Origin of the sequence: Nocardia bovistercoris (genome assembly GCF_015674855.1) — a bacterium.
GTDB lineage: Bacteria > Actinomycetota > Actinomycetes > Mycobacteriales > Mycobacteriaceae > Nocardia > Nocardia bovistercoris.
Genome location: NZ_JADMLG010000002.1, coordinates 227,419 through 252,427, shown reverse-complemented (window position 1 = coordinate 252,427; position 25,009 = coordinate 227,419). Strand labels below are relative to the sequence as shown.

At 68.4% G+C, this 25,009-nt stretch carries 19 protein-coding genes and 1 tRNA gene; 11 read left to right on the top strand and 9 right to left on the bottom strand.

What is annotated here, in order from left to right; genetic code table 11:
- Positions 1-331: 331 nt before the first annotated feature.
- Positions 332-4,321 carry a UvrD-helicase domain-containing protein gene (locus IT779_RS05180; protein WP_232541456.1) on the top strand — a complete coding sequence of 1,330 codons (3,990 nt, stop codon included), beginning with the start codon at positions 332-334 and terminating at the stop codon, positions 4,319-4,321.
- A gap of 25 nt (positions 4,322-4,346) precedes the next feature.
- Here IT779_RS05180 and IT779_RS05175 read toward each other — a convergent pair whose 3' ends face one another.
- The gene (locus IT779_RS05175; protein ID WP_196148022.1) at positions 4,347-4,736 is read right to left on the bottom strand and encodes a DoxX family protein; all 390 of its coding nucleotides are present in this window, start codon (positions 4,734-4,736) and stop codon (positions 4,347-4,349) included.
- A 131-nt stretch (positions 4,737-4,867) separates the two neighbouring features.
- Here IT779_RS05175 and IT779_RS05170 point away from each other — a divergent pair, with 131 nt between their 5' ends.
- Together IT779_RS05170 and nudC are read left to right on the top strand one after the other, a co-directional pair.
- Positions 4,868-5,932, top strand: coding sequence for a potassium channel family protein (locus tag IT779_RS05170; protein WP_196148513.1), 1,065 nt, complete (start codon positions 4,868-4,870; stop codon positions 5,930-5,932).
- 49 nt (positions 5,933-5,981) lie between these two features.
- Positions 5,982-6,878 (top strand): NAD(+) diphosphatase, encoded by an 897-nt coding sequence (gene nudC / locus IT779_RS05165; protein WP_196148021.1) that lies wholly within the window; start codon positions 5,982-5,984, stop codon positions 6,876-6,878.
- A gap of 50 nt (positions 6,879-6,928) precedes the next feature.
- Here the strand turns inward: nudC and IT779_RS05160 are convergent, their stop codons facing one another.
- Positions 6,929-7,216 (bottom strand): mycoredoxin, encoded by a 288-nt coding sequence (locus IT779_RS05160; protein WP_196148020.1) that lies wholly within the window; start codon positions 7,214-7,216, stop codon positions 6,929-6,931.
- Positions 7,217-7,294: 78 nt separating this feature from the next.
- On the opposite strand from IT779_RS05160, the gene IT779_RS05155 reads away from it, so the two are divergent.
- The 3 genes from IT779_RS05155 (at position 7,295) to IT779_RS05145 (ending at position 10,431) form a co-directional block, all read left to right on the top strand.
- Positions 7,295-9,442 carry an ATP-dependent DNA helicase UvrD2 gene (locus tag IT779_RS05155; protein ID WP_196148019.1) on the top strand — a complete coding sequence of 716 codons (2,148 nt, stop codon included), beginning with the start codon at positions 7,295-7,297 and terminating at the stop codon, positions 9,440-9,442.
- A 112-nt stretch (positions 9,443-9,554) separates the two neighbouring features.
- A complete protein-coding gene (locus IT779_RS05150) occupies positions 9,555-9,965 on the top strand; it encodes a hypothetical protein (RefSeq protein WP_196148018.1) in 411 nt (136 codons plus the stop codon).
- Positions 9,966-10,107: 142 nt separating this feature from the next.
- A complete protein-coding gene (locus tag IT779_RS05145; RefSeq protein WP_408637723.1) occupies positions 10,108-10,431 on the top strand; it encodes a WhiB family transcriptional regulator in 324 nt (107 codons plus the stop codon).
- Positions 10,432-10,770: 339 nt separating this feature from the next.
- On the opposite strand, the gene IT779_RS05140 is transcribed toward IT779_RS05145, so the two are convergent.
- From IT779_RS05140 to IT779_RS05130, 3 genes are all read right to left on the bottom strand, one after another.
- Positions 10,771-12,114: an ABC1 kinase family protein gene (locus IT779_RS05140; RefSeq protein WP_196148017.1), complete on the bottom strand. Its 1,344-nt coding sequence runs from the start codon at positions 12,112-12,114 to the stop codon at positions 10,771-10,773.
- Positions 12,115-12,190: 76 nt separating this feature from the next.
- Complete coding sequence (locus IT779_RS05135; protein WP_196148016.1) at positions 12,191-13,051, bottom strand: hypothetical protein; 861 nt, start codon at positions 13,049-13,051, stop codon at positions 12,191-12,193.
- An 84-nt stretch (positions 13,052-13,135) separates the two neighbouring features.
- Positions 13,136-14,518, bottom strand: a complete 1,383-nt coding sequence (locus IT779_RS05130) for a zinc-dependent metalloprotease (RefSeq protein WP_196148015.1) — start codon at positions 14,516-14,518, stop codon at positions 13,136-13,138.
- A 159-nt stretch (positions 14,519-14,677) separates the two neighbouring features.
- On the opposite strand from IT779_RS05130, the gene IT779_RS05125 reads away from it, so the two are divergent.
- Positions 14,678-15,700, top strand: coding sequence for a YlbL family protein (locus IT779_RS05125; RefSeq protein ID WP_196148014.1), 1,023 nt, complete (start codon positions 14,678-14,680; stop codon positions 15,698-15,700).
- Between the two features lies 1 nt (position 15,701).
- On the opposite strand, the gene IT779_RS05120 is transcribed toward IT779_RS05125, so the two are convergent.
- Positions 15,702-16,280, bottom strand: coding sequence for a PPA1309 family protein (locus tag IT779_RS05120; protein ID WP_196148013.1), 579 nt, complete (start codon positions 16,278-16,280; stop codon positions 15,702-15,704).
- A 215-nt stretch (positions 16,281-16,495) separates the two neighbouring features.
- Here IT779_RS05120 and IT779_RS05115 point away from each other — a divergent pair, with 215 nt between their 5' ends.
- Positions 16,496-19,492: a UPF0182 family protein gene (locus IT779_RS05115; RefSeq protein ID WP_196148012.1), complete on the top strand. Its 2,997-nt coding sequence runs from the start codon at positions 16,496-16,498 to the stop codon at positions 19,490-19,492.
- Positions 19,493-19,674: 182 nt separating this feature from the next.
- Here the strand turns inward: IT779_RS05115 and IT779_RS05110 are convergent, their stop codons facing one another.
- Complete coding sequence (locus IT779_RS05110; RefSeq protein ID WP_196148011.1) at positions 19,675-20,214, bottom strand: transglycosylase family protein; 540 nt, start codon at positions 20,212-20,214, stop codon at positions 19,675-19,677.
- Positions 20,215-20,808: 594 nt separating this feature from the next.
- Here IT779_RS05110 and IT779_RS05105 point away from each other — a divergent pair.
- A tRNA-Met gene (locus IT779_RS05105) sits at positions 20,809-20,882 on the top strand.
- Between the two features lie 279 nt (positions 20,883-21,161).
- The gene (locus tag IT779_RS05100) at positions 21,162-22,355 is read left to right on the top strand and encodes a molybdopterin-binding protein (protein WP_332838664.1); all 1,194 of its coding nucleotides are present in this window, start codon (positions 21,162-21,164) and stop codon (positions 22,353-22,355) included.
- Between the two features lie 108 nt (positions 22,356-22,463).
- Here IT779_RS05100 and IT779_RS05095 read toward each other — a convergent pair whose 3' ends face one another.
- Complete coding sequence (locus IT779_RS05095) at positions 22,464-22,733, bottom strand: gamma-glutamylcyclotransferase family protein (protein WP_196148010.1); 270 nt, start codon at positions 22,731-22,733, stop codon at positions 22,464-22,466.
- Positions 22,734-23,324: 591 nt separating this feature from the next.
- Here IT779_RS05095 and IT779_RS05090 point away from each other — a divergent pair.
- Positions 23,325-24,536 carry an MFS transporter gene (locus IT779_RS05090; protein WP_196148009.1) on the top strand — a complete coding sequence of 404 codons (1,212 nt, stop codon included), beginning with the start codon at positions 23,325-23,327 and terminating at the stop codon, positions 24,534-24,536.
- Between the two features lie 55 nt (positions 24,537-24,591).
- Here the strand turns inward: IT779_RS05090 and IT779_RS05085 are convergent, their stop codons facing one another.
- Entirely contained in the window at positions 24,592-25,002 is a 411-nt protein-coding gene (locus IT779_RS05085) for an arsenate reductase ArsC (protein ID WP_196148008.1), read from the bottom strand.
- Between the last annotated feature and the right edge of the window lie 7 nt (positions 25,003-25,009).

Sequence of the window (25,009 nt, the reverse complement as noted above, 5' to 3'; positions counted from 1 at the left end):
GCACGACTCCGTTCGGGTGTTCGTCAGCGGCGTGGGCGGTTGTTCGGTGGCAGGCGATGGAGCCGGAACGGGCGCGCGGGCTTCCGGCGGTACCGCGTCGGGTCGCCACGTCGGATCCGGCTCGGCGCGGTGGAGCCTGTTCGGCGCGCGTTGATCGCGGACGCACTCGCGGGGTGGAGGGCAATAGTCGGGCCGGTCTCGATAGGTGGACGGGTGCGGTGTATCCAGGGGGGCCGCTCCTCCGTGCCGCGCGTCGGCTCGGCCGGGACGCACTGTGGGCCCGGGGCGATGTCCGTGGGGATGCGGCGGGCCGAGAGGCCCGGGTTCGGCGATGGTGACGCCGTATCAGGTGGCGGAGGCGTTGGGGTTGCCGCCGCCTACCGAGGAGCAGGCGGCGGTGATCGCGGCGCCCGCGGGGCCGACGCTGGTGGTGGCGGGGGCCGGGGCGGGCAAGACCGAGACGATGGCCGCGCGGGTGGTGTGGATGGTCGCCAATCGGTTGGTCGCGCCGGATCAGGTGCTCGGACTCACGTTCACGCGGAAAGCCGCGCAGCAGTTGACTTCTCGCATTCGCACCCGCTTGGCGCGGTTGTCAGGGTCGGCGCTGTTGCGCGAGCTCGATCCGACGGGCGAGCTGCGGATCCGGCTGTCCGGCGCCGAACCCGAGATCAGCACCTACCACTCCTACGCCGGTCGGTTGCTCACCCAACACGGACTGCTGCTGCCCGTCGAACCCTCGTCGGTGCTGCTCACCGAAACCCAGCTCTGGCAGGTCGCGCACCAGGTGGTGCGCACCTGGGACGGTGACCTGGAAACCGACCGCACCCCGGTCTCGGTCACCGAAGCGGTGCTCGCGCTGTCCGGCCAGCTCGCCGAACACCTGGTCGAACCCGAGCAACTCGCCGAGGCGCACATCGAACTGGAAAAGCTGGTGCACACCCTGCCGCCCGGCCCACGCCAGCGCGGCGGACCGAGTCAAGCGCTGCTCGGCCCCGTCCAGGTCCAGCGCGAACGTGTAGCGCTGCTGCCCCTGGTCCGCCAACTACACGCCGCCCTGCGCCGCCGCGGCGCCCTCGACTTCGGCGCCCAGATGTCACTGGCCGCCCGCCTCGCCGCCGAACACCCCGAAGTCGCCGCCGCCGAACGCACCCGCTTCCGCCTGGTCCTCCTGGACGAATACCAGGACACCGGCCACGCCCAACGCATCCTCCTGGCCGCCCTATTCGGCGGCGCCGCCACCCACGACACCGCACCCTCGAGCATCGACGCCACCGGACACCCCGTGTCCCGGCGCGTCGATGCGGCGTCCCGTGATGCGGCGTCCCGTGATGCGGCGTCCCGTGATGCGGCGTCCCGTGATGCGGCGTCCCGTGATGCGGCGTTCCGCGATGCGGTCGGTGCGGCGGGGCGGCTCGCGGTTACGGCGGTGGGGGATCCCATGCAGTCGATCTACGGGTGGCGGGGTGCCTCGGCGGCGAATCTGCCTCGGTTCGCGACCGATTTCCCGAGTGCGCCCGGAGTGCCCGCGCCGACGTTGCCGCTGTTGACGAGTTGGCGTAATCCGCCGGAGGCGTTGGCGTTGGCGAACCTGGTGGCAGAGCCGTTGCGGCGGGGGGCGCTGGATCGCGGCGGCGTGACGGTGGACGCTTTGCGGGCCAAACCGGGAGCCGATTCGGGGGTGGTCGCCTTCGCGCTGACCGAAACTGTTGTACAGGAACGAGATTGGTTGGCCGAACGGATCGCGGCGGAGTGGGCCGCGCGCAAGGCCGACGGCGCCGCCCCGCCCACCTCGGCGGTTCTGGTGCGCCGCAACGCCGATGCCGCGCCGCTAGCGGAAGCGCTTCGCGAACAAGGACTTCCGGTGGAGATCGTTGGACTCGGCGGCCTACTGGCGACACCGGAGGTCGCCGATATCGTCGCCACCCTGCGACTCGTCGCCGAACCCGCCGCGGGCAGCGCCGCCATGCGCATCCTCACCGGTGCGCGCTGGCGGATCGGCGTCACCGATATCGCGGCCCTGGCCAAGCGCGCGCGGGAACTGTCGATCAGCCGGTCGGCGGACCCGGAGACGGAGCGGATCACCGACGCGGGCACCCTCGCCAGGGCGCTGCGCGAGGTCGCCCCGGAACCCGCCGAACAAGCAGGCCTCGCCGACGCCATCGCCGATCCGGGTCCGGCACAGAACTATTCGGAATCCGGGTTCGCGCGTATCGAGGTGCTCGGCGAGGAACTGTCGGCGCTGCGGGAGCGCGGCGGTCAACCGTTGACCGAACTCGTCGCCGATGTGGAACGCACCATCGGGGTCGGCGTGGAGACCCAGGCGCGGCGCGCGATGGCCGGAACCGGCGCGGGTCGTGAACATCTCGACGCTTTCGCCGAGGTCGTCGCGGGTTACGCCGCCGATTCCGGCGCGTCGCTGAGCGGTCTGCTCGCCTTCCTCGCCGCGGCCGAATCCGTGGAGAACGGCCTGGAACCGGGCGAGGTCGAGGTGGCGCGCGACCGCGTGCAGGTGCTCACGGTGCACGCGGCGAAGGGACTGGAGTGGGAGGTGGTCGCGGTGCCGCATGTGGCGCATGGCGTGTTCCCCTCGACGACCGCGTCCGGCTCCTGGCTCGGCGCGCTGGCCGAACTGCCGACCGCGCTGCGCGGTGATCGCGTGCAGGAGGATTCGGCCGAGGGCGTGCCCGTCCTCGACCTGTCCGACCTCGCCGACCGCTCGGACCTCGAACGCGCCATCAAGTCGCACAAGCAGGCGCTCGACCGCAGGCGCATGGACGAGGACCGCAGGCTGTTCTACGTAGCCGTCACCAGAACCGAACGCGTACTGCTGCTTTCGGCGCACCACTGGGCCGAGACCGGTGCGAAACCCAAAGGCCCCTCCGACTTCCTGCTAGAACTGAAGGCCGCCGCCGAATCCCCGGACAGCCCGGTGCACGGCGCCGTCGACATCACCCGCTGGGACGACCCACCGCCCCCCGACGCCGCGAACCCGTTCACCGACAACCCGCCAACCGCCGAATGGCCCCGCGACCCACTCGGCCCACGCCGCCCCTCCGTCGAGGCGGGCGCCGCAATGGTCCGCGCCGCATTGGCGGCCCTACGCAACCCTCCACCCCCTTCGGCGTCCCGAACCACCGAGCCCGCGTCGCGAGATCTCGCCGCGACCGCGTCGAGTGGCAGTGATGAGCCCGCGGACCAGCCTGCGCAGTCGGGCGGATCCGCGCCGCCGCCGTTGGTGATGAGCGGCCTGACGGATCCGCGGGCGTCGTCGGGTGGGCGCGCGGACTTGCCGTCCTCCGGGGTCGAGCCGACAGGCCGGTCGACGGCTGAAAGTGAGCGGACAGAAACGTCGGCTTCGTTCGAATCGGATCCCACCCCGACTTCCGCTGCCTCTCCCGCGCCGCCGCCAGCAGTCGGACAGCCCACGTTCTCCGAACCTGTCTTCGAGGAATTCCTCTCGCCACCAGACGATTTCGAGCCACCACCGGACGACTTCTACCCCCCGGAGGAGGACTACCTACCCCCACCGGACGACACCTTCTCGCCCGCCCCACCCCCGGAGGACACCGCACCCGCCGAATTCCCCACCGACCCGGAAGATCCCGACGGCTGGGCCGCCGACGTCGACGCCCTGCTCGCCGAATTCGAAGCGGAAAGTGCGGTGGCGCGCGAGGTGGAACTGCCCGGTCGGATTCCGGCGACCGCATTGGTGGAGATGCGCGCCGATCCGGCGAAACTCGCGAGGCGACTGCGCCGCCCGCTACCTTTCCCGCCGAACCCGCTGGCCCGCCGCGGCACCGCGTTCCACGCCTGGGTGCAGCGGTGGTTCGCGGGTCCGAGGCTGCTCGGTCTCGACGAACTGCCGGGGGAGACGGTGGACGGCCACGTCGACACCGAGTTGGTTCGAATGCAGGACGCGTTCCTGGATTCGGCGTGGGCGCATCGCACTCCGCAGGAGGTGGAGATCGCCTTCGAGACCTCGATCGCGGGCGTCGTGGTCCGCGGCCGGATGGACGCGGTGTTCGCGGAGCCGGACGGCGGCTGGATCGTGGTCGACTGGAAGACCGGCGCCGAACCGGGCGAGGACGACGAACCGGCGGTCGCCATGCAGTTGGCGATCTACCGGGTCGCCTTGGCGCGGCTGATGGCGGCGCGGACCGGCGAGTCGGAGCAGCGGATGCTCGAGCGGATCGGCGCCGCTTTCCACTATGTGCGCTCGGGACGCACCGTCGCGCCGCGCGAGCTGCCCGGTCCGGACGAACTCGCCGAACTCGTCCGCTCGTCCGCGCCGCCGCGTGGCGTGCGGGGTGACCGCCGCTGAGCGGTGCGTCAGCGGATGGACGCGGCTATCCCCGGGCGACCTTCAACGCGCGGGTGATCATCGGAATCTGGAGCGGTAGTCGCAGCACCGACCCCACCTTCAGCCCGACCGGCGCCTTCTCGTTCGACAGCGAGTCGACGGTGAATTGGATGTTCGCCGGGAACACCGCGATGAACAGCAGCGCGGCGAGCCGTCCGCCCAGCTTGCGGGTGCGTGGCACGGCGAGCGCGGCGGCGACGCCGATCTCGGCGACCCCGGAGGCGTAGGTGTAGTCGCGCGCCTTCCCCGGCAGCGCCTTCGGCACGATCGAGTCGAAGAATTTCGGCGTCACGAAATGCAGGACGCCCGCGCTGAACAGGAAGACGGCAAGTCCTTTTGCGGTGCGGCCGGTGGATTCGGGTGCGTTGTGAACCATGCCTCACCCTGACATTCATCGGGTGTTCGCGTCGAGACCCGGCGGGGATCGGACAAGCGGGTAGGCTCCCGTGCGGTGCCGGAGGTACACGCTGCCGGCCGGTTCGATGAGCGGCGGGAGTGGTGACACCGGTGTTGGGTGAATTCGGCGATCGGTCGCGCTCGCCCGGCATCTCGGGGCGCCCCGATTTCGCCTTGGTCGGTCTGCTGCGGATACCCGAGACGCAGACGAGTCCGTGGGCGTCGCTGGTGCGCCGGGTGCTGTTCGCGGTCGCCCTGCTGTTCGGCGCGGCGCTGGTGGTCTACATCGGCCGCGACGGCTACAAGGACAACTCGGGCGGGGAATTGTCGTTCCTCGACGCGTTCTACTACGCCACCGTCTCCCTCTCGACCACCGGCTACGGCGATATCGCGCCCGCGTCCGCGTCGGCGCGCCTGGTGAACATCGTCATCATCACGCCGTTGCGCGTGCTCTTCCTCATCGTGCTCGTCGGTACGACCATCAGCGTGCTCACCGAGCGTTCCCGGCAGGCATTCAAGATTCAGCGTTGGAGGCACAGCGTGCGCAATCACACCGTGGTCGTCGGCTACGGCACGAAGGGGCGGACCGCGATTCACGCCATGTTGGCCGATGGCGTGCAGTCCGCCGACATCGTCGTCGTCGACACCGACACCGTCGCCTTGGAGGCGGCGGGCAACGCGGGCCTGGTGACCGTGCACGGTTCGGCCACCCAGTCCGATGTGCTGCGGTTGGCGAGTGTGCAGAACGCGGCGTCGGTGATCGTCGCGACCAACCGCGACGACACCGCGGTGCTGGTCACGTTGACCGCCCGCGAGCTGAACAAGTCCGCGAAGATCGTGGTGGCGATCCGCGAGGCCGAGAACATCCATCTGCTTCGCCAGTCCGGCGCGGATTCGGTGGTGGTGTCCTCGGAGACGGCGGGCAGGCTGCTCGGCATCGCGACCACGACACCGACGGTGGTCGAGATCATGGAGGACCTGCTGACCCCCGAGGAGGGTTTCGCGGTCACCGAACGTGATGTCGAGCCGTCCGAGATCGGCGGGTCGCCCCGGCATCTCAGCGATATCGTGCTCGGCGTCGTGCGTTCGGGACAGTTGCACCGGGTCGGCGAGCCCGCGGTGGACGCCATCGAGGCGGGCGACAAACTGCTCTACATCCGTCGCGTGCCGAAGTGAACGCCGGGCGCGAGTGAGCGTGCGGAGGGCGGCGACTAGGGTCGAGGGGGTGTCCTTCGATCTGAATGCCGTGCCGCTGCTGTCACGTTCCGCTGTCGATCGGGCCGAACTCGTCCGGTCCGACGAGCGAGCTCTGAAGGAAGGGTGGCCGAGCGCGGGCCTGTTGCGGGTGAACGCGCGCGGTCAGGTCAAGATGGTCGACGGCGCGTTGATCTTCGACGAGGCGATCGAGTATTCGGCGGAACCCAGTCCGGCCGCGGTCTTCCTCGGTATCGGCGAGGGCAGGCACCTGTGGGCGGTGCGCGACGCCGACCTCACCGGCGAACTCACCGATCTGCGCCGCCTCGTCAGCGACCTCGACGATTTCACCGCGGGCGTGCTCACCTCCGCACTGGCCCTGCTGAACTGGCACGACAAGGCCGGTTTCGACGCAGGCGCGGGTGTCGCGACGGTGTCGGCGAAGGGCGGTTGGTCGCGGGTCACCGAACAGGGTTACGAAGAGTTCCCGCGCATCGATCCGGCCGTCATCTGCCTGATCCACGACGGCGCCGACCGCGTGCTGCTTGCCCGCCAGCACGCGTGGCCGCCCACCGTGTATTCCATCCTGGCCGGCTTCGTGGAGGCGGGCGAGTCGCTGGAACGCTGCGTGGAACGCGAGATGAAGGAGGAGGTCGGGCTAGACGTGCGCGAGATCCGCTATCTCGGCAGCCAGCCGTGGCCGTTCCCGCGTTCGCTCATGCTCGGTTTCGCCGCGGTCGCCGATCCCGAACAGCCGCTGGCCTTCTCCGACGGCGAGATCGCCGAGGCGCACTGGTTCACCCGCGCCGAGGTGCGTGCCGCGCTCGACGTGGGCGACTGGTCGACCCGCGCGGAGGGTGCCCGGCTGCTGCTTCCCAATGCGATCTCCATCGCGCGCACGATGGTCGAGTCCTGGGCCGCGCTGTAGGCGGACATGCGAAAAGCCGCGTCCGCTCGGGGACGCGGCCGGGCGGACGATCAGTTCAGGTTCGCGAGCACTTCCTTGACCTTCGCCAGTGACGGATTGGTCGCCGTCGACCCGTCGGCGAATTTGACCGTCGGCACCACGTGGTTGCCGTTGTTCACGCTACCGACGAATTCGGCCGAGGCCGGATCCTGTTCGATATCGATCTCCACGTAGCTGATGCCCGACTCTTCCAGCTGCTTCTTCAGCCTCCGGCAGTAACCACACCAGGTGGTGGAATACATGGTCAGGGTGGGATTCGCGTCAGTCACGCACGGTGCAACACCGCGGCCGCGAATCATGTTCCGTACCGGGCGTCCCGTGCGCGATCGGCGTGCTGTCCGCGGGGTGAGCGCGCGAGTCTGTCGGGGTGGACTGTCATGATGGTGCCCGTGTCCGCACCCGAACCGTCCGCCCTGGATCCCCAGCAGGCCGCGGCCGTGCGGGCGCCGCGCGGCCCGGTCTGCGTGCTCGCGGGCGCGGGAACGGGCAAGACGCGCACCATCACCCACCGCATCGCGCACCTGGTCTCGGCGGGGCACGTCAAGGCCGATCAGGTGCTCGCGGTCACCTTCACCGCGCGCGCGGCCGGTGAGCTGCGCGGCAGGTTGCGTGATCTGGGTCTCGGCGGTTCGGCGAACCAGGTGCAGGCCCGCACTTTCCACGCCGCCGCGCTGCGGCAACTCAAATACTTCTGGCCACAGGTCGTCGGCGAGGTGCCGTGGCGGCTGATCGACGCCAAGTTCCCGATCGTGGCCAAGGCCGCGCACGGCGAGGGGCTGTCCTCGGCCACCGAGAGCGTGCGCGATCTGCTGTCGGAGATCGAATGGGCCAAGGCGTCGCTGATCGCGCCCGAGGACTATCCGGCCGCCGCGGCAGCCCGCCGCCGCGAACCGCCCTACGACGCGGTCCGGGTGGCGCGGGTCTACGCGGGCTACGAATCGCTGAAGACCTCCCCGGAGGGTCTGCTGCTGGATTTCGACGACCTGCTGCTGCACACCGCCGCCGCGCTCGAGGACTTCCCGGCCGTCGCCGACGAATTCCGCGGGCGCTACCGCAGTTTCGTGGTCGATGAATACCAGGACGTCACCCCGCTGCAGCAACGGGTCCTCGACGCGTGGCTCGGCGACCGCGACGACCTGACCGTGGTCGGCGACGCCAACCAGACGATCTACTCCTTCACCGGCGCGAGTCCCAGCTACCTGCTCGACTTCTCGCGACGGTTCCCCGAGGCCACGGTGGTGCGTCTGGAACGCGACTATCGTTCGACGCCGCAGGTGGTTTCGCTGGCGAACCGGGTGATCGGCGCGGCCCGCGGGCGTATCGCGGGCACCCGACTGCAGCTGATCGGCCAGCGTGGCGACGGACCGGAACCTGTCTTCGCCGAATACGACGACACGCCCGCCGAGGCCACCGCCGTCGCCGTCGAGATCAAGCGGCTGATCCGCGCGGGGGTCGCGGCGGCGGAGATCGCGGTGCTGTATCGCATCAACGCGCAGTCCGAGCCGTACGAGCAGTCGCTCACCGAATTCGGCATCCCCTATCAGGTGCGCGGCGGTGAGGGTTTCTTCCAGCGCGCCGAAGTCAGGCAGGCCGTCTCGGTGCTGCGCCAGGCCGCAGGGCGCGAGGATCTGCCCGAGGCGGCTCGGCACGGGAAAGGGCTGGTCACCGTGGTCGAGGCGGCGCTGGCTCCGGTGGGGCTCACGGCCGCCGAACCGGCGGGGGCGCAGGCGAGGCAGCGCTGGGAGTCGCTGGTCGCGCTCGTGCGGCTGACCGAGGAGTTGACCGCGCTCGACGCGAATCTGGACCTGCCCGGCCTGCTGGGCGAACTGGCCGCGCGCGCCGAGGCCAGGCATCCGCCGACCGTGCAGGGCGTCACCCTGGCGTCTCTGCACGCGGCCAAGGGACTCGAATGGGACGCGGTGTTCCTGGTCGGCGTGTCCGACGGCACCCTGCCGATCGCGCACGTGCTCGCCGACGACGGTTCGGTGGCCGACGCCGCCGGACTAGAGGAGGAGCGCAGGCTGCTCTACGTCGGCGTCACACGCGCCCGCGAACACCTGCACCTGTCCTGGGCGCTCGCGCGTGCCAAGGGCGGTAGACGAAGCAGGCGCAGGTCGCGGTTCCTGAACGACGTCGTGCCCGATTCCTCGCCCGCCTCCCGGATCGCCGCGCCGAAGGCGAAGTCCGATGGCGTCCGGCCTACCTGCCGGGTCTGCGCGAAACCGCTCATCGGCACCTACGCCACCATGCTCGGGCGCTGCCGTCGCTGCCCCGCCGAACTCGACGCCGTCCTGCTCGCGGCGCTCGAGGAGTGGCGACGCGAGAAGGCCGAGGCCATGGGGGTGCGCGAATTCGTGGTCTTCACCGACACCACCCTCACCGCAATCGCCGAGCAACTGCCAGCCGACGACGCCGCGCTCGGCGCGATCCCCGGAATCGGGGCGAAGAAGATCGTCGACTACGGCGCCGACGTTATCGCGATCGTCGCCTCGCGGCTTCGATCTACGTCACAAAACCGCAGGTAGAAAATAGGTTGTGGGCCTCGCCCGCATTGCATATGGTGGGAATCACGCACCGGGAGGGAATCTCGGCGCGCACAGTTCCGACAGATTACGAGTACAGGAGGGAGGCAGACAGATGAACGGCATCGTGAACATCACCACCGTCGGCGCTCATGACGGCGCGATGGCCATATCCATGTCGGCCTCCCGGGGGATCCTCGCGTTGCAGGGGATCGGTCTGTCACCCGTCGGCGCGTTCGGCGATGTTCTCGGCACTGCGAAAGCTGTGTGCGTGCATCGGTCGAATCGCGTTCTGCGGCAGGACAAGACCAGCGGTAGCTGGCACCCGGCGGCCATCGAGGCAGCCGGCGCCTTCGCGTTCGACGCCGGATATGAGCAGGCATTCGTCCTCCCCGAACTCTCGGATGAGGGCCCTGCGACGGATAAGGGCGCAGTGACGGACAAGGTCGCCATGCAGGTGGCCCGCCCGCGCACCGCAGACCAAGCGATCGTGATCAGGAATCGGCACAGATGTCGATCTAGGTAGGGGACTCTCCCAGACCTCCTGGCCACGGATCGCACGAAGCGAAACCCGTGGCCAGATTTCTCGGACGGCACTTCAGCCGGACAGCCACCGGTTTCGTGGAGAACGAAACGAACCGCTGCAAACAAAGCTGAAGGAGAACGACGTGTTCACCGCCGAGAGCTGGCCGCAGGCCACTACTCACGTGACATGCCGAACCGTGGCGCGGCCGACCCGTACTCGGGAGGTCAACAAGGTCCTGCCCTGCCGGGCCGGTGACCCGGACCTCTGGTTCGCCGAGAGCCCCGCTCAACTGGAGCAGGCCAAGGCGCTGTGCGAGTCCTGCCCGATCCGTAAGGGCTGCCTGACGGCGGCGCTGGATCGTGCCGAGCCCTGGGGTGTTTGGGGTGGTGAGATCTTCGACCAGGGTGTCGTGATCGCCCGCAAGCGCCCGCGCGGACGTCCGCGCAAGGTCGCGGTCTCCGCATGAGCCGCGACCACGATGCACGGCAGGCCGGGCTCATGATCCCGCGCGGCAACGCGGCGCGCGATCGTGGGCCCGGAGCTGGAACTTCCCTCCCTCCGGTCGCTGAGGCCCCGCTCGCCCTTCGTCGGGCCCAGGAACGAGAAAGCAGACAAGCCGCGCACCGCGAGATCCGGTGTGCGGCTGGTCTGCGTTCTCCGACAAGGGTTTCGGTCGTGGCGGGCGGCGGTCACGGCGCAGGTCCTTTCGGCGTGCTCGGGGGCGCGCCGAAAGGTCTTGTGCCGAGCGGTATTTCGCGGTCGCTCGACGCAGGTCTCGTGTCGATCGGTGGTTTCCGCTGTCGGCTCAGCTCGCGGAGCGTTCCTCGCGAAGACCGGGCAGCCAGGTATTGGCCAGCTGCATGAACGGTATCTCCGCGTCGAGCTGGGCCAGGATGCCCACCGAGCCGCCGAGCACCCGGAAGATCATCACGTGTTCGGCGGGAAGTTGCAGTGCGCGCGCGGTCTTCATCTCCGGGCTGGAGATGTCGGAGGCCTTGCCCGCCACCCGCTGCATCCATTTGCGCGTGAAGTGGAAGGATTCGGTCCTGATCGGATCGGTGAACGGCCGCAGGTAGTCGGCGATCTCCTGATCGGTGATGGTGCGCCCGGGGATGATCCAGCCGTTCTCGTGCAGCAGTTCGGTGAGTTCGGCGAACCGGTCGGCCACCGCGAGGGCGAGCATCCGGCCGAGCACCTCCGGAAATCCGTTGGGCAGCGGGGCGCACGCGCCGAAGTCGATGACGGCGAGGGTGTCGTCGTCGAGCATCATGAAATTGCCGGGATGCGGGTCGGCGTGCAGCAACCCGACCGTCTCCGGCGACGAGAAGTGGAACCGCCCCATCAGCAGTGCGACCCGATTCCGCAGTTCACGAGTGCCCTCGGGATCCTCCGCGCCGCGCTGGATGATCTTCGACACCGCGGTGCCGTCGAGCCATTCGGTGACGATCACCTTGGGCGAGCCCGCCACCACCTTCGGCACCCGGATCTCGGCGTGCCCGTCGAACGCCTTCGCGAAGGCGCGCTGATTGGCGGCCTCGTTGCGGTAGTCGAGTTCCTCCTCGGTGCGTTCGGTGATCTCGGCGAGGATCGGCTTCACGTCGGCGCCTGGGATCACGCTCGAGAGCAGGCCCGTCATGCGCGAGAGGGTTTTGAGGTCGGCGCGCAGCGCCTCGTCGGCGCCGGGGTACTGGACCTTCACCGCGACCGTGCGGCCGTCGGACCACACCGCCTTGTGCACCTGACCGATGCTGGCCGAGGCGGCGGGTTCGTCGTCGAAGGACCGGAACCGCTCCCGCCATTTCGTACCGAGTTGCTGATCGAGGACCCGGTGCACGGTCGCCGCGGGCATGGGCGGCGCCGCCGCCTGCAATTTCGTGAGTGCTTCGCGGTAGTGCTCGCCGAACTCCTCCGGGACCGCGGCCTCCATCACGCTGAGCGCCTGCCCGAACTTCATGGCGCCGCCCTTGAGCTCACCGAGCACGGTGAACAGCTGCTCGGCGGCCTTCTGATTGAGTTGTGCGTTGATCTCGGATCTGTCGCCGCCCGCGAGCTTGCGACCGAATCCGACGGCGGCGCGCCCCGCGATGCCCAACGGGATCTTGGCCAGTTTGGCGTTGCGGGATGAGCGGCGGCGCACAATCTCAGACACATACCCATCATGGCCGACGACCCGGCGGGCTCGCCATCCTGTGGTGATCTCTTTCCGCACCCCGGTGTGAGTACGATCACGCTTCCGCCCGTGCGGCGAGCGCGCGACAGCCACACGCTTCGTGTGGCGCCCACAGCCGTTGCTCGATCAGATGCGAATCGAGATCGAGTTCGAGGGTGGTGTCCAAGGTCGCCGGGGTGCGCAGCGCCGAACAGGCGATGACGGCCTCGACCTCGTTCAATGCCAGCGCCGCCGTGGCCGCGACGGCGGCGGGCGTGGCGTGGCCGACCCGCCCGAGCAGTTGTGCTGCCAGATGCGGCCAGTCCGCGTCGAAATCGGATCGGGTGAGATCGGCGCACCGCAGACAACTCGTCTCACCGGGCAGCACCAGCGGCCCGACGATGCCTTTGCCGTCGCGCAGCCGGACCAGCAGATGCGGAATGCGGTGGATGACCAGCTCGTTCGCCAACTGCGGATCGACCACCATGTCGTCGCTCAACACCACGAGATCGGCGCGCCAGCGCGCGTTCACCAGATCCGGCGCGTAGCCGCGCGAGCGGGCGGGCCGGATGCCGAGGCGACGCAGCCCGACGGCCATGGCGTCGGTGAGCGGCCCGAGTCCGTGCAATCGCACCGTGCGGACCTGCCCGCCGCGCTGCGGATGTACGAGCAGCCCGGCCTCGTCTATCTCGGTGAGCAGCGACAACGCCTGGTCGGCGCCGATTCCGGCTGCACCGGCCTGCCACAGCACCTGCGGCCGGGTGTGCAGACCGTCCAGCGACCGCACGAAGGCCAGCACCGTCGCGGTGTCGAGCCCGGGCGGATCGAGTAATAGCGCCCGCTCGGGATCCCAACCCAGTTGCACCACGCCGGAAGGGCGGACCAGCACGGTCACCCTCGGATTCAGCATCGGTCCACGCACGCCGTTGGTCGTCATACCGGAAGTATGGGCGAACGGCCGACCAGAACGAGTCGAGGAAACCGGGGTTATCCACAGGAATAAGCCCTGTTCACAAGCTTTTCAGGACGGATCGTCGCCCTTGTCGCGGTCCTTCTCGGCCCGTTCGGCGGCCTCGCGCGCCTCGGTCTCGGCGAGCTGGGCCAACGGATCGTCGAATGCCGTTGCGCCGCCGCCGATCACCGCGTCGATGAAGCCCGCGGGGGAGTCGAGGTCATCGGAATCGGGCAGCAGATCCGGATGCGCCCACACACCGTCGCGTGCCTGCACACCCGCGTCGGTGGTCAACCGCTGCCACAGCGACGCGGCCTCGCGCAGTTTGCGCGGACGCAATTCGAGTCCGACCAGGGTCGCGAAGGTCTGCTCGGCCGGACCACCGGTGGCCCGACGGCGACGCAGCGTCTCGGCGAGCGCGCCCGCGCCAGGCAGGCGTTCGCCGACCGCCTCGGCGACCACGACCTGCACCCAGCCCTCGATCAGAGCCAACAGCGTCTCCAGACGTTCCAACGCCTGCTTCTGCTCCGGGGTGGTCTGCGGTTCGAAGGTGCCCTTGGACAACAACTCCTCGATCTTGGACGGATCACCCAGCGACATCGGATCGATGCCCTGCGCCGCCTCCTCCAGCGCGGAGAAATCCATCCTGATCCCTCGCGCGTAGTCCTCGACCGCGCCGAGCACCTGATGCCGCAGCCACGGCACGTGCGCGAACAGCCGCTGATGAGCGGCCTCGCGGGCGGCGAGGAACACCATGATCTCGCTCTCGGGCTGCTCGAGTCCGCGACTGAATTCGGCGACGGCGGCGGGCAGCAGCGCGGCGGTGGCGTTCGGGCCGAGCGGCAGGCCGATATCGGTGGAGGTCAGCACCTCCTTGGCCAGCTGACCGAGCGCCTGACCGAGCTGCGAACCGAAGGCGAGCCCGCCCATCTGCCCGAGCATCCCGACCATCGGCCCGGCGAACTGGCGCGCCTCCTCGGGAAGCTGCGAACTCCACATGCCCGAGATCTGCTCGGCCACCGGATCGCACAGGCGCTTCCAGGTGGGCAGCGTCTCCTCGATCCAGTCGTTCGGCGTCCAGGCGACCGTCCGATTGGCGCCCGCGGGCAGCGTGGTCGCGCTGTCGAGCCACAGCTCGGCCAGATGCGCCGCGTCGGCGACGGCCTTGGCGGTGCCCGAGGACACCGGCGCGATCGTGGCGCCGAGCTGCTGGCGCGCGAGACGCTTGGCAACGTCGTAGTTCACCGGACCGCTCTGCGATCCGGGCTGCCCCAAACCGCTGAGCATCTGACCGAGTTGGGTGAGCATCTGACCCAGCTGCGACGGATCGAATCCGCCCGCACCGCCCATCGCGAACCCGAACGGGTTGTTCGGATCGGCGCCGCTCGGCTCATCGCGGCGCTTGCGCGCCTCGTCGTCGTCACCCGAGAAGCCGAAGGGGAGGTCAGTCATAGTGCCAACGTTACGCGCGCGTCGGACGCCCGCCATGTGCGGCGGCACACGATCGGGCGATCCGCGTCGGATGTTCGCGAGCGGCGAACGCCGGGGCGCGCGGGTCCGCAATCGCGCCTGCACCGCGCCCGCGGTGTCCCGGTCACTATGGTGGGCCTGGTGAATCGTCGGATAATGACCCTGGTGGCCGCCATCCTTCCGGTCCTGTTGCTCGGTGTGATCGGCACCGTGGTCACCGTGCCCTACGTCGCCCTCGGGCCGGGGCCGACTTTCAACACACTCGGCGAGGTCGGCGGCAAACAGGTGGTCGACGTGCAGGGCACGGCGGTGGATCCGACGACGGGCCATCTGAACATGACCACCGTGTCGGTGCGCGACGGTCTGAACCTGTTCGAGGCGTTCGGATTCTGGGTCAGCGGCGAGCACGGACTCGTGCCGCGCGCCGAGGTCTACCCGCCCGGGGTGCCGCGCGAGGAGATCGACAAGTCCAATCAACAGGACTTCAAGGATTCCGAGGGCAACGCCGAGGTCGCGGCCCTGCACTTTCTCAACCTCCCGACGGTGGTGCTGCTGCGCAAGGTCGGTGACGGTCCGGCCAAGGGCATCCTCGAGCCGGGCGACGAACTGGTCAGCATCAACGGCGCGCCGGTCGCCGCGCCCAAGGATGTGGTGACCGCTGTCTCCTCGCAGCCGCCGGGCAGTCAGCTCACCGTCGTCTACCGGCGCGGCGCGAGCGAGCAGACCGCGAACATCGTCCTCGCCGCCCGCCCGGATGATCCGACCAAGGGCTACCTCGGCATCACCCCCGGCGAGGGCGCGCGCCCGCCGATGCAGGTCACCTTCAACCTCGCCGACATCGGCGGCCCGTCGGCGGGGTTGATGTTCAGTCTCGCGCTCGTCGACAAGCTGTCACCCGGCGAACTCGACGGCGGCAAATTCGTCGCGGGCACCGGAACCATCGACCAGGACGGCAAGGTCGGCCCGATCGGCGGCATCCAGTACAAGATGATCGCCGCGCGCGACGTGGGCGCCGAGACCTTCCTCGTGCCCGCCGCCAACTGCAACGAGGCCAAACAGCGAACCCCCGAGGGGTTGCGCCTGGTCAAGGTCGAGAACCTGACCGGCGCGGTGCACGCGCTCGAGGACATCGAGGCGGGCCGCGAGACCGTCGGGTGCGACTGACCTACTCGAACGTGTGGTGCAGGGCCTCGACCAGGTTGGGGGCGAGGTTGGGGTAGGTGCGCAGGTCGAGGTCGCCGAAATCCTCGTCGTCCTCCGGGCGCAGCTGCAACAGGCACAGCGAGGCGCCGTCGCGCAGTACGGCGGCGAGCAGCCTGGCCTCGCGACGCTCGGGATGCGCGGCCGCGGCGGCGCGGGCGGCGGCGTCGGCGGCCTCGTGGTCGGCGAGCAGCGGTTCCAGCGCGTCGTCGAGGGTGGACTCGGCGTCCGGCGGCAGCACCACGATCTCCTGTACGAGCACGCAGCCCTGCACGGCGGGCGGCCACGTTGTGGTCGCGAGGAATTCGTCGAGCGCCATCGAACCGCCGGTGATGTCGTCGGGGAACGCCTCCTGCGCGACCGGGGTGAGTTCGTTGCCCTCGTCGAGCTGGTCGAGCAGACCGGGTTCGGCGGCGACCAGGTCGGCGGTCGGCACCAGCGCGAACATCTGCGGGGGTCGTCCCCAGCCCTCGGCGTCGGCGAATTCCGCCACCTCCCGGACGGAACGGGCAAGGACGAGTTCGGCGTGCAGGTCTGCGTTCACCGAGACATCCTCGCATCACCGCCGGGCGGCGTGAGGCGGGACTCGGTGACTGCCCGGGACCTGCCTTCGCCAGGGGCGAACAAGGTCACCGACCCCCCTCGATGTCCGTTTCCGTAGAGTGGGCGCGAGACGGTCCGTCAGGACCACACGCATCATCGGACTGCGGTGCTCGCCGGCGACGGCACGGGCGCCGCCGGACCCTGGAGAGTGGCATCGTGGGCATGCGGCCCCCCACCGGCTTACCTTCGCTGTCCCGCCGCAGCCGCGTGCTGCTCGTGGCAGCCGTCCTCCTCGCGGCGCTGCTGCTGCTCGGACCGCGCCTGACCGACGCGTACACGAACTGGCTGTGGTTCGGCGAGGTCGGCTACCGCAGCGTGTACCTGACGGTGGTGCGCAGCCGGCTCATCCTGTTCGCCGCGGTCGCGCTGTTCGTCGGCCTCGTGGTGTGGCTCGCGCTGTTGCTCGCCTACCGCACCCGTCCGGTGTTCGTGCCGGTGGCGGGCCCCAACGATCCCATCGCGCGCTACCGGACCACGGTGATGAGCAGGCTGCGGCTGTTCGGCATCGGCATCCCGGCGGTGATCGGCATCCTCTCCGGCCTGGTCGCCCAGTCCAACTGGGTGACGTTGCAGCTGTTCCTCAACGGCGGCGAATTCGGTCAGCAGGATCCGCAGTTCCACCTCGACGTCGGCTTCTACGCCTTCGACCTGCCGTTCTACCGCATGGTCCTGAACTGGTTCTTCGTCGCGGTGGTCATCGCGTTCTTCGCGAACCTGATCACCCACTACGTGTTCGGCGGCGTGCGCCTGAGCGGCCGCGAGGGCACGCTCACCAAGCCCGCGCGTATCCAGCTGGCCGTGCTGGCGGGCACGTTCGTGCTGCTCAAGGCGGTCGCCTACTGGTTCGACCGCTACGACCTACTGATGAGCAGCCGCAAAGAGCCCACCTTCACCGGCGGTTCGTTCACCGATATCAACGCGGTGCTGCCGGGCAAACTGATCCTGCTCGCGATCGCCGTGATCTGCGCCGTCGCGTTCTTCGCGGGCATCGTGCTGCGCGACCTGCGGGTGCCCGCGATGGCCGCCGCGCTGCTCGTGCTGTCCTCGATCCTGGTCGGCGCGGTGTATCCGCTGATCGTCGAGCAGTTCTCGGTGCGTCCGAACGCCGCGGACAAGGAGAGCGAGTACATCCAGCGCAATATCGCCGCGACCAGGCAGGCGTTCGGCATCACCGAGGACAGGATCGAGTACAAGGACTACAAGGGCGAGAGCGCGAAGAGTCCGCTCGAGGTGCCCGTCGACGCGGCGACCATCGCGAACGCGCGCCTGCTCGACCCGAACATCCTCTCGCCGACGTTCACCCAGTTGCGGCAGCTGAAGAACTTCTACGGCTTCCCCGAGTCCCTCGATATCGACCGATACAGCATCGACGGCGATATGCAGGACTACATCGTCGCCGCGCGCGAACTGTCGCCGACGGCGTTGAGCGGCAACCAGACCGACTGGATCAACCGCCACACCGTCTACACCCACGGCAACGGTTTCGTCGCCGCGCCCGCGAACCGGGTGAACAAGCCGCAGTCGGAGGATCCCAACGCCACCGACGCGGGCAGCAGCGACAGCGGCTATCCGATCTTCATGGTCAGCGATCTGTTCACCCCCGCCGACAAGCAACGGTTCAAACTGGACCAGCCGCGCATCTACTTCGGCGAGTTGATCGCGAGCGCCGATCCCGACTACGCGATCGTCGGCACCGAAGAGGGTCAGCGCCCGCGCGAATACGATTCCGACACCGCGCAATACACCTACACGGGCAAGGGCGGCGTCTCGATAAGCAATTGGTTCAACCGTTTGGCGTTCGCCGCCAAATACGCCGAGCGGAACATCCTGTTCTCTTCGGCCATCGGCGACAATTCCAAGATCATCTTCAATCGCGATCCGCGCGACCGCGTGCAGAAGGTGGCGCCCTGGTTGACCACCGACGGCAATTCCTATCCCGCCGTGGTCAACGGTCGGGTCGTGTGGATCGTGGACGCCTACACCACGCTGGACAACTACCCCTACGCCCAGTCCACCTCGCTGGAGGGCGCGGTCGAGGACAGCATCGACCGCAAGACCGGCCGTTTGCTGCCCCGCAAGGAGGTCAGCTACATCCGTAACTCGGTGAAGGCCGTGGTCGACGCCTACGACGGCACCGTGAACCTCTACGAGGTGGATTCCACCGACCCGGTGCTCAAGGCGTGGCGCGGCGTGTTTCCCGACGCCGTGAAGCCCGAGAGCGAGATCTCGCCGGACCTGCGCGCGCATTTCCGCTACCCCGAGGACGTGTTCAAGGTGCAGCGCGAGATGCTCACCAAATATCACGTCAACGATCCGCGAGAGTTCTTCACCAACAACGCATTCTGGTCGGTGCCAAGCGATCCGACCTCGGACGCGGTGCCCGCCGCGAATCAGCCGCCGTACTACGTGCTGATCGGCGACCCGAAGACCAACAAACCGGTCTTCAACCTCACCAGCGCGATGGTCGGCTACAACCGGCAGTTCCTCTCGGCCTATATCTCGGTGCGCTCCGACCCGGACGGCTACGGCAAATTCACGATTCTCCAATTGCCCACCGACACCCAGACATTGGGTCCGCAGCAGACGCAGAACCGGATGACGACCGCGCCCGAGGTCTCGCGTGAGAAGACCTTGCTGTCCAATTCCAACAAGATCAGATACGGCAACCTGCTGACCTTGCCGGTCGCCGACGGCGGCATCCTCTACGTGGAACCGTTCTACAACGAACGCAACACCGGCCCGAACACCGCGACGTTCCCGCAGCTGCTGCGGGTGCTGGTCAGCTATCGCGACGCGGCGGGCAGCGTGAAGGTCGGCTACGCGTCGACCCTCGCCGACGCGCTGAACCAGGTGATTCCGGGTGCGGGCGCACTGGCCACGCCGTTCGGCGGCGATTCGGTGAGCAGGCCGAAACCCGGCACTGCCCCGCCCGTCGATCAGGGCACCTCGACACCGCCCGCCACCGGCGGCCAACCGCCGACCGCCACGCCGCCCGCCACCGGGTCGACCGCCAAGGACGTGGCGGCGCAGGAGCTGGAACGCAAGATCGAGGCGGTCCGCACCGCCATGCGCACGGGCAATTTCCAGGACTTCGGCAAGGCGCTGGAGGAACTGGAGAACGCCGTGCGCGCGTATCAGGCGGCCGGTCAGTAGTTCGCGCATACGAAGGCGCCGCCATCGGAGTCCGATGGCGGCGCCTTCGCCGTGACCGATCGGCCGCACGACCGGCCACGGGTATGCGGAACGGCGCCGCATCACCCAGTGCAGCGGCGCCGTTCCGGTGGACGCTGTGACTTACGCGTCCGGGGATGCCGTGTCGTTGACGGAGGGGGGCGTCAGCGACCCAGCGAGTCGAGTAGTGCGCTGTTCTGCCCGAGCAGATCGCGGTACTGCGGGCCGAAGCCGTACTGTTCGGCCAGTTCGGCGCCCGCGCCGGTGACCTGCTCGACCGCGGCGCGCGCGGTGCTCGGCACCTCGGCGGGCAGCGCGGGAACGGTTTCGGGCTGCGGCTCGGGCGCCGGTTCGGGCTTCGCGGCGCGCAGATACTGGCCGCAGACCGGCCAGGCGCCGGCACCCTGGGTGTTCAGCACGTTCTCCGCGACGCGGATCTGCTCTTCCTTGCTCGCGTTGTGCGCGGAACCGTGACCGCCGTTGGCCGACCAGGTGCTCTGCGAGAACTGCAGACCCCCGTAGTAGCCGTTGCCGGTGTTGATCCCCCAGTTGCCACCGCTCTCGCACTGCGCGACGCCGTCCCAGTCGTGGGTGGGCGCCGCTGCGGCGGTTGCGGAGGAGAGTGCGAACGGGACGGCAACAAGAGCGCTGGTGACGGCCGCTAAGCCGAGGGCGCGGGTGCTGAACTTCCGGTTCTCAGACATGGTGTGATCCCTCCCTGTGTCCACCGATTCGGCGGATATTCGCCGGTCCCTGTCCCCAGGAGGTCGGGGATCCTCACACCGCGGGACAGGGTCGCCGGTGTGCAACGGTGCGAGGCGGAGCCCATCCGCGGATTGCTTCCGGGCCTTGGATCGACGGTAACGAAGAAATCTCGGTGGATCACATCTTGATAACGCAGATATTCTGTGAATCGAATAACCTGTATGCACCCATCTGTGCAGGTAATCGAAGCTCCAGGAATGGATACTTACATCAATGTTATTGGTCGGTTATGTGTTCGATATCACTCCGAAATAGTGACCTGCTTCACGTTTGTGTCACCTCGGGGCGGCGCACGCGCGCACGTCCGCATCACGATCGCGCCGAAAACGCCGCTCGGCGAGTCCTGTCCTCGCCCTGTCGCGCACATCGCTCGAAGCCCTCCGGAATCCGGACGCGTACAACATCTCCGCGCCCACCTGTCCGCTCGTCGCACGGCCGACCGCCCCCTTCGCGCCCCCTGACCTGCACCTGCTTGCCCTCGGCGCGGCGATTTGCCTTTAGTGCGCAGGCATGTGTAATGTTGTATTCACCGACGCGGGGTGGAGCAGCTCGGTAGCTCGCTGGGCTCATAACCCAGAGGTCGCAGGTTCAAATCCTGTCCCCGCTACAAACGGCCCAGGCCAGAGAGATTACGGTCTCTCTGGCCTGGGCTATTTTCATGGTGGGGGGATCTTTATTCTCCCCTATTGGCGCGGAACACGGCACTCCGAGTGCTTCCCGAACGCACCGGTCCGGTTTCGGTCGTGTGAGCGTTCTGTGACGGTTGGGCAACTGCGGCGATAATCCTCGGCAATCTCCGCGGACGAGGATCAATAGCCTGGAAAGTTCGGCATATGAGGTCAGCGAGGTCGGTGTGAGTGCGGTGGAGACGACGGGTGCCGCGATCGTGGGAGACTCCGTCGTCGGTCCGGTGTCGGTGCGAGATCTGGACGGTGTCGTGCGCGCCGAGATCACGCCGCTGCCGGTGCGGTTGGCTCTGCTGAGCAGTGTGCTGGGGGCGACTTTGGCCGAGCCGATCGTCGCGGGGACCGCGTTTCCGCGTGTGGATACCGCCGCGATGGATGGTTACGCGGTCAACGGTGACGGCCCGATGTGGTTGTTGCGGTCGGAGGTTCGGGTCGCGGGCCGGTCGGGTGGACGAGACTTGGATCTGGATTGCGCGGTCCGTATCGCGACCGGTGCGACGACACCGAGGGGGACGACCGCGGTTCTGCGTGAGGAACACGTCGTGCGCACCACGGCCGCGGGGCGCGAGGCGATCGCTGTGGCTCCGGACGTGCCGGTCAAGGACGACACCCGCCGACGCGGTGAGCATTGGGCAGGCGGTGCGGAACTGGTGGCCGTGGGGACGGCGGTGTCGGCGGCGGTGATGTCGGTGGCGGCCAGTGCCGAGTCCCCGGTGCTGGGAGTGCGTGGACCGGTGTCGGCTGATGTCCTGGTGACCGGTGACGAGCTCTGCACGAGCGGGCCGCTGAGTATGGGGCAGACTCGTGATTCGCTCTCGCCGGTGCTGCCGGAGTATCTGCGTGCCTGCGGAATCGTGTGTCAGAGTGTGTTGCGCCTCGATGACGACCCGGAATCGCTGCGTGACTGGTTCAGCGCGTCGCGGACCCCACCGTTGATGGTGGTGGTTGGCGGGACCGGGCGTGGGGCGGCTGATCATCTGCGCGCGGTGTTGGCCGAACTCGGCGCCAGGGTCGTGCTCGACGGTGTCGCGATGCGTCCCGGCGGTTCGCAACTGTTGGCGGTGCTGCCGGGCGGGCGCGTGGTTCTGTGTCTGCCGGGTAATCCTTTCGCCGCGATCGTCGCCCTGTTGGTCACCGGTCCGGCGATCGTGGACGCGTTGACCGCGCGCGTTCCGCGTGCGCGACTACGCGGGCGGATCGTCGGGCGTTTCGCCGTGGACGCTCGACGGACGCGGGTCGTTCCGGTGCGGCAGGTCTCGGGTGGGGTGTGGCAGAGCATGGGCTCGCCGCAGACCCCGCATCTGGGCGATCTCGTCACCGCGCACGCGTTGGCGTTGACCGGGCCCGCGAGCGTCGACGGCGGGTTGGCCGAGTTGCTGGTGCTGCCGCAGTAGAACCGCGCCGACATCCGTCGGGCCGGGGGACGGTCCGAGAAGTCCCGGACCGGGGGTTGTTCCTCCTCGAACGGGTCGATGACGGATCTCCTCGCGGTGGTTCGCCGACTACGAACCGGGCGTCGAGGAGGCCGCGATCTCGGCATCGTCGAGGGTGAACACCGTTCCCGCGATACCGGTTTCGTCGTCGGTGGGACGCAGGACGGGGTGCACGGCGCTTCCGCTGGTGGCGATGACCGTAGGGTCGGTGATGGTGAGCTCGCTCAGTGCGTAGCCGGTGATCTCGTCGGCGCGTCCGTCGAGTTCTCGACCGAACACCTCGCGCTGGACTTCGGGTTGGCGCAAAGTGCCGTAGGAGAACAGCAGATGTGTCGACATGGTTGCCGAGCAAACCATACCGCGCTCACGCTCGCTGGTATGAGGTGTCTCTCAGTCGCGCGCAACACCCGAGCCGAGGGCCGCCCCGGTGCGTCGACGGTCGAGAGGGGCATCGAATGCGGTTCGACCGCACCGGCTTCGATCGCCACCTGAATCCACGCACCGAGCAACGTCATCGGACCGTCGGATCTGGGACGGACTTGTCGGTGTCCGCGGACGCCCGGTGCAGCACCGGTCGGGTGGGGTCGTTTGTTGGCGTTGACGATATCGGCTAATTCGGCCGGCCGAACCTGATCGAGATATTCACGGCAGGCAGCGTGATAACGCTGCTCGTAGGCCGGCGCGGCGGCCTCGACCCCGCCGAACGCGGCGGGTTCCGCGGTGATCCCGTCCACCGCCACACGCGGTGGATGCGGCAACCGGATCGCCTCCAACCGGTCGACGATCCGGCCGACAACTTCGTCACGCATCCTCTACCCCCAATACAGTTGGACCGAGGGGCATCGTTGCCGACCACATCGCCATCGGTCGACGTGCGGGACAGCTCGATCGGCCGATCGCGCGAGTCCGATCTCTGATAGGGAGCACATCGTGGCGGCATCGGTACCGACCGGCACATCCACCACCCGACGTGACTGGCTATCGGTGCTGGTCGTGGCGGTCGGGGTGTTCACGGTGACCGCGACCGAGATGATGCCCATCGGGCTGTTGCCCGATATCGCCGCGGACCTCGGTGTCAGCGAAGGCGCCGCCGGGTTGGGAGTGACCCTGTTCGGCGTGCTGGCCGGTTTCCTGGCGCCACCGGCGACGATGCTGAGCGGGCGGGTAGACCGCAGAACGCTGTTGCTGGTGATCTCGACGGTGTTCACCGTGGGTAATGCCGCCTGCGGACTGTCGCCGAACTACCTGATGTATATGGTGTCGCGTTTCGGTACCGGCGTGATCCACGGCTTGATGTGGTCGATCGTCGCGAGTATCGCGATCCGGCTCGTTCATGAGCGAGATTCGGTGCGCGCGACCTCGGTGGTGTTCTCGGGGATCTCGTTGGCGCTGGTACTGGGTGTCCCGTTCGGATCTGTGCTCGGCGCCGTGTTCGGTTGGCGCTGGGCGTTTCTCGCGCTCGCCGTGCTCAGTGCGGCCTGCCTGCCGCTCGTGCGTCTGCTGCTGCCGAGACTGCCCGCGACCGGACAGCTGAGCCCGGCCCAATTCCGGCCGCTACTGAGGTCGAAGACGCTACTGACCGCGTGCACGCTCACCGCGATCATCGTCATCGGAAACTACGCCGCCTACACCTACATCGCACCATTCCTGAACACCGAGCGCGGCGTGGACCTCACACTCATCGGCCCATTCCTACTGGCCTACGGTATCGCAGGCGTGGTCGGGAACTTCCTCTCCGGTGCCGTCATCACCAGGACCGGGTCGGTGCGCGGGGTCTTGGTGGTCTTCACTGTCGTACTCGCCCTCGCCTTGACCTGCCTACTGGTGACGAACTGGATACCTCTGGTCGCTGTCGTGCTCATCGTCTGGGGCGTCGCCTATTCCGGACTGCCCGTGGCACTCCAAACGCTGGTCCTGGCCACCGGCCCCGACGGTGGTGAAGCCGCGACATCGCTGTATGTCCTGGTCTTCAACTGTTCGATCGCCGCGGGAGCGTTGTTCGGTGCGCTGGGGATCGACACCGGTGGCGCCTCGACCCCGATCCTGCTCGGCGCTGTGTTCAGCACCCTCGCCGTCGCCGTCGCCATGTCGATGAAGACGGTCGCGCTGAACCCGGCAACCGAACCCGTAGCGCACAGGTGACGGCCAGACATGTGGACTTCACGACCGAGGCGACGACCAGATCGACCGTCGGCGTTCAGCCGTGCGCGGGGAGCAGTTCTGTGATCAGCGCTTCGACTCGTGCGCGGATCTCGTCGCGGATCGGGCGCACCGCCTCCACCCCTTTGCCCGCCGGGTCTTCCAGCTCCCAGTCGCGGTAGCTGACTCCCGGCAGGACGGGACAGGTGTCACCGCAGCCCATCGTGATCACCACGTCGGAGGTTTCCACCGCGTCGTAGGTGAGGACCTTCGGGAGCTGGGCGGTGATATCGATCCCGACCTCCTCCATCGCCGCGACGGCGGCGGGATTCAGCGACTCGGCCGGGGCGCTGCCCGCCGAGCGGACCTCGATCTCGCCCCCGCCCAGATGGGCCAGGAAACCGGCGGCCATCTGCGAGCGACCCGCGTTGTGGACGCAGACGAACAACACACTGGGCTTGGATGTCATGAGACGG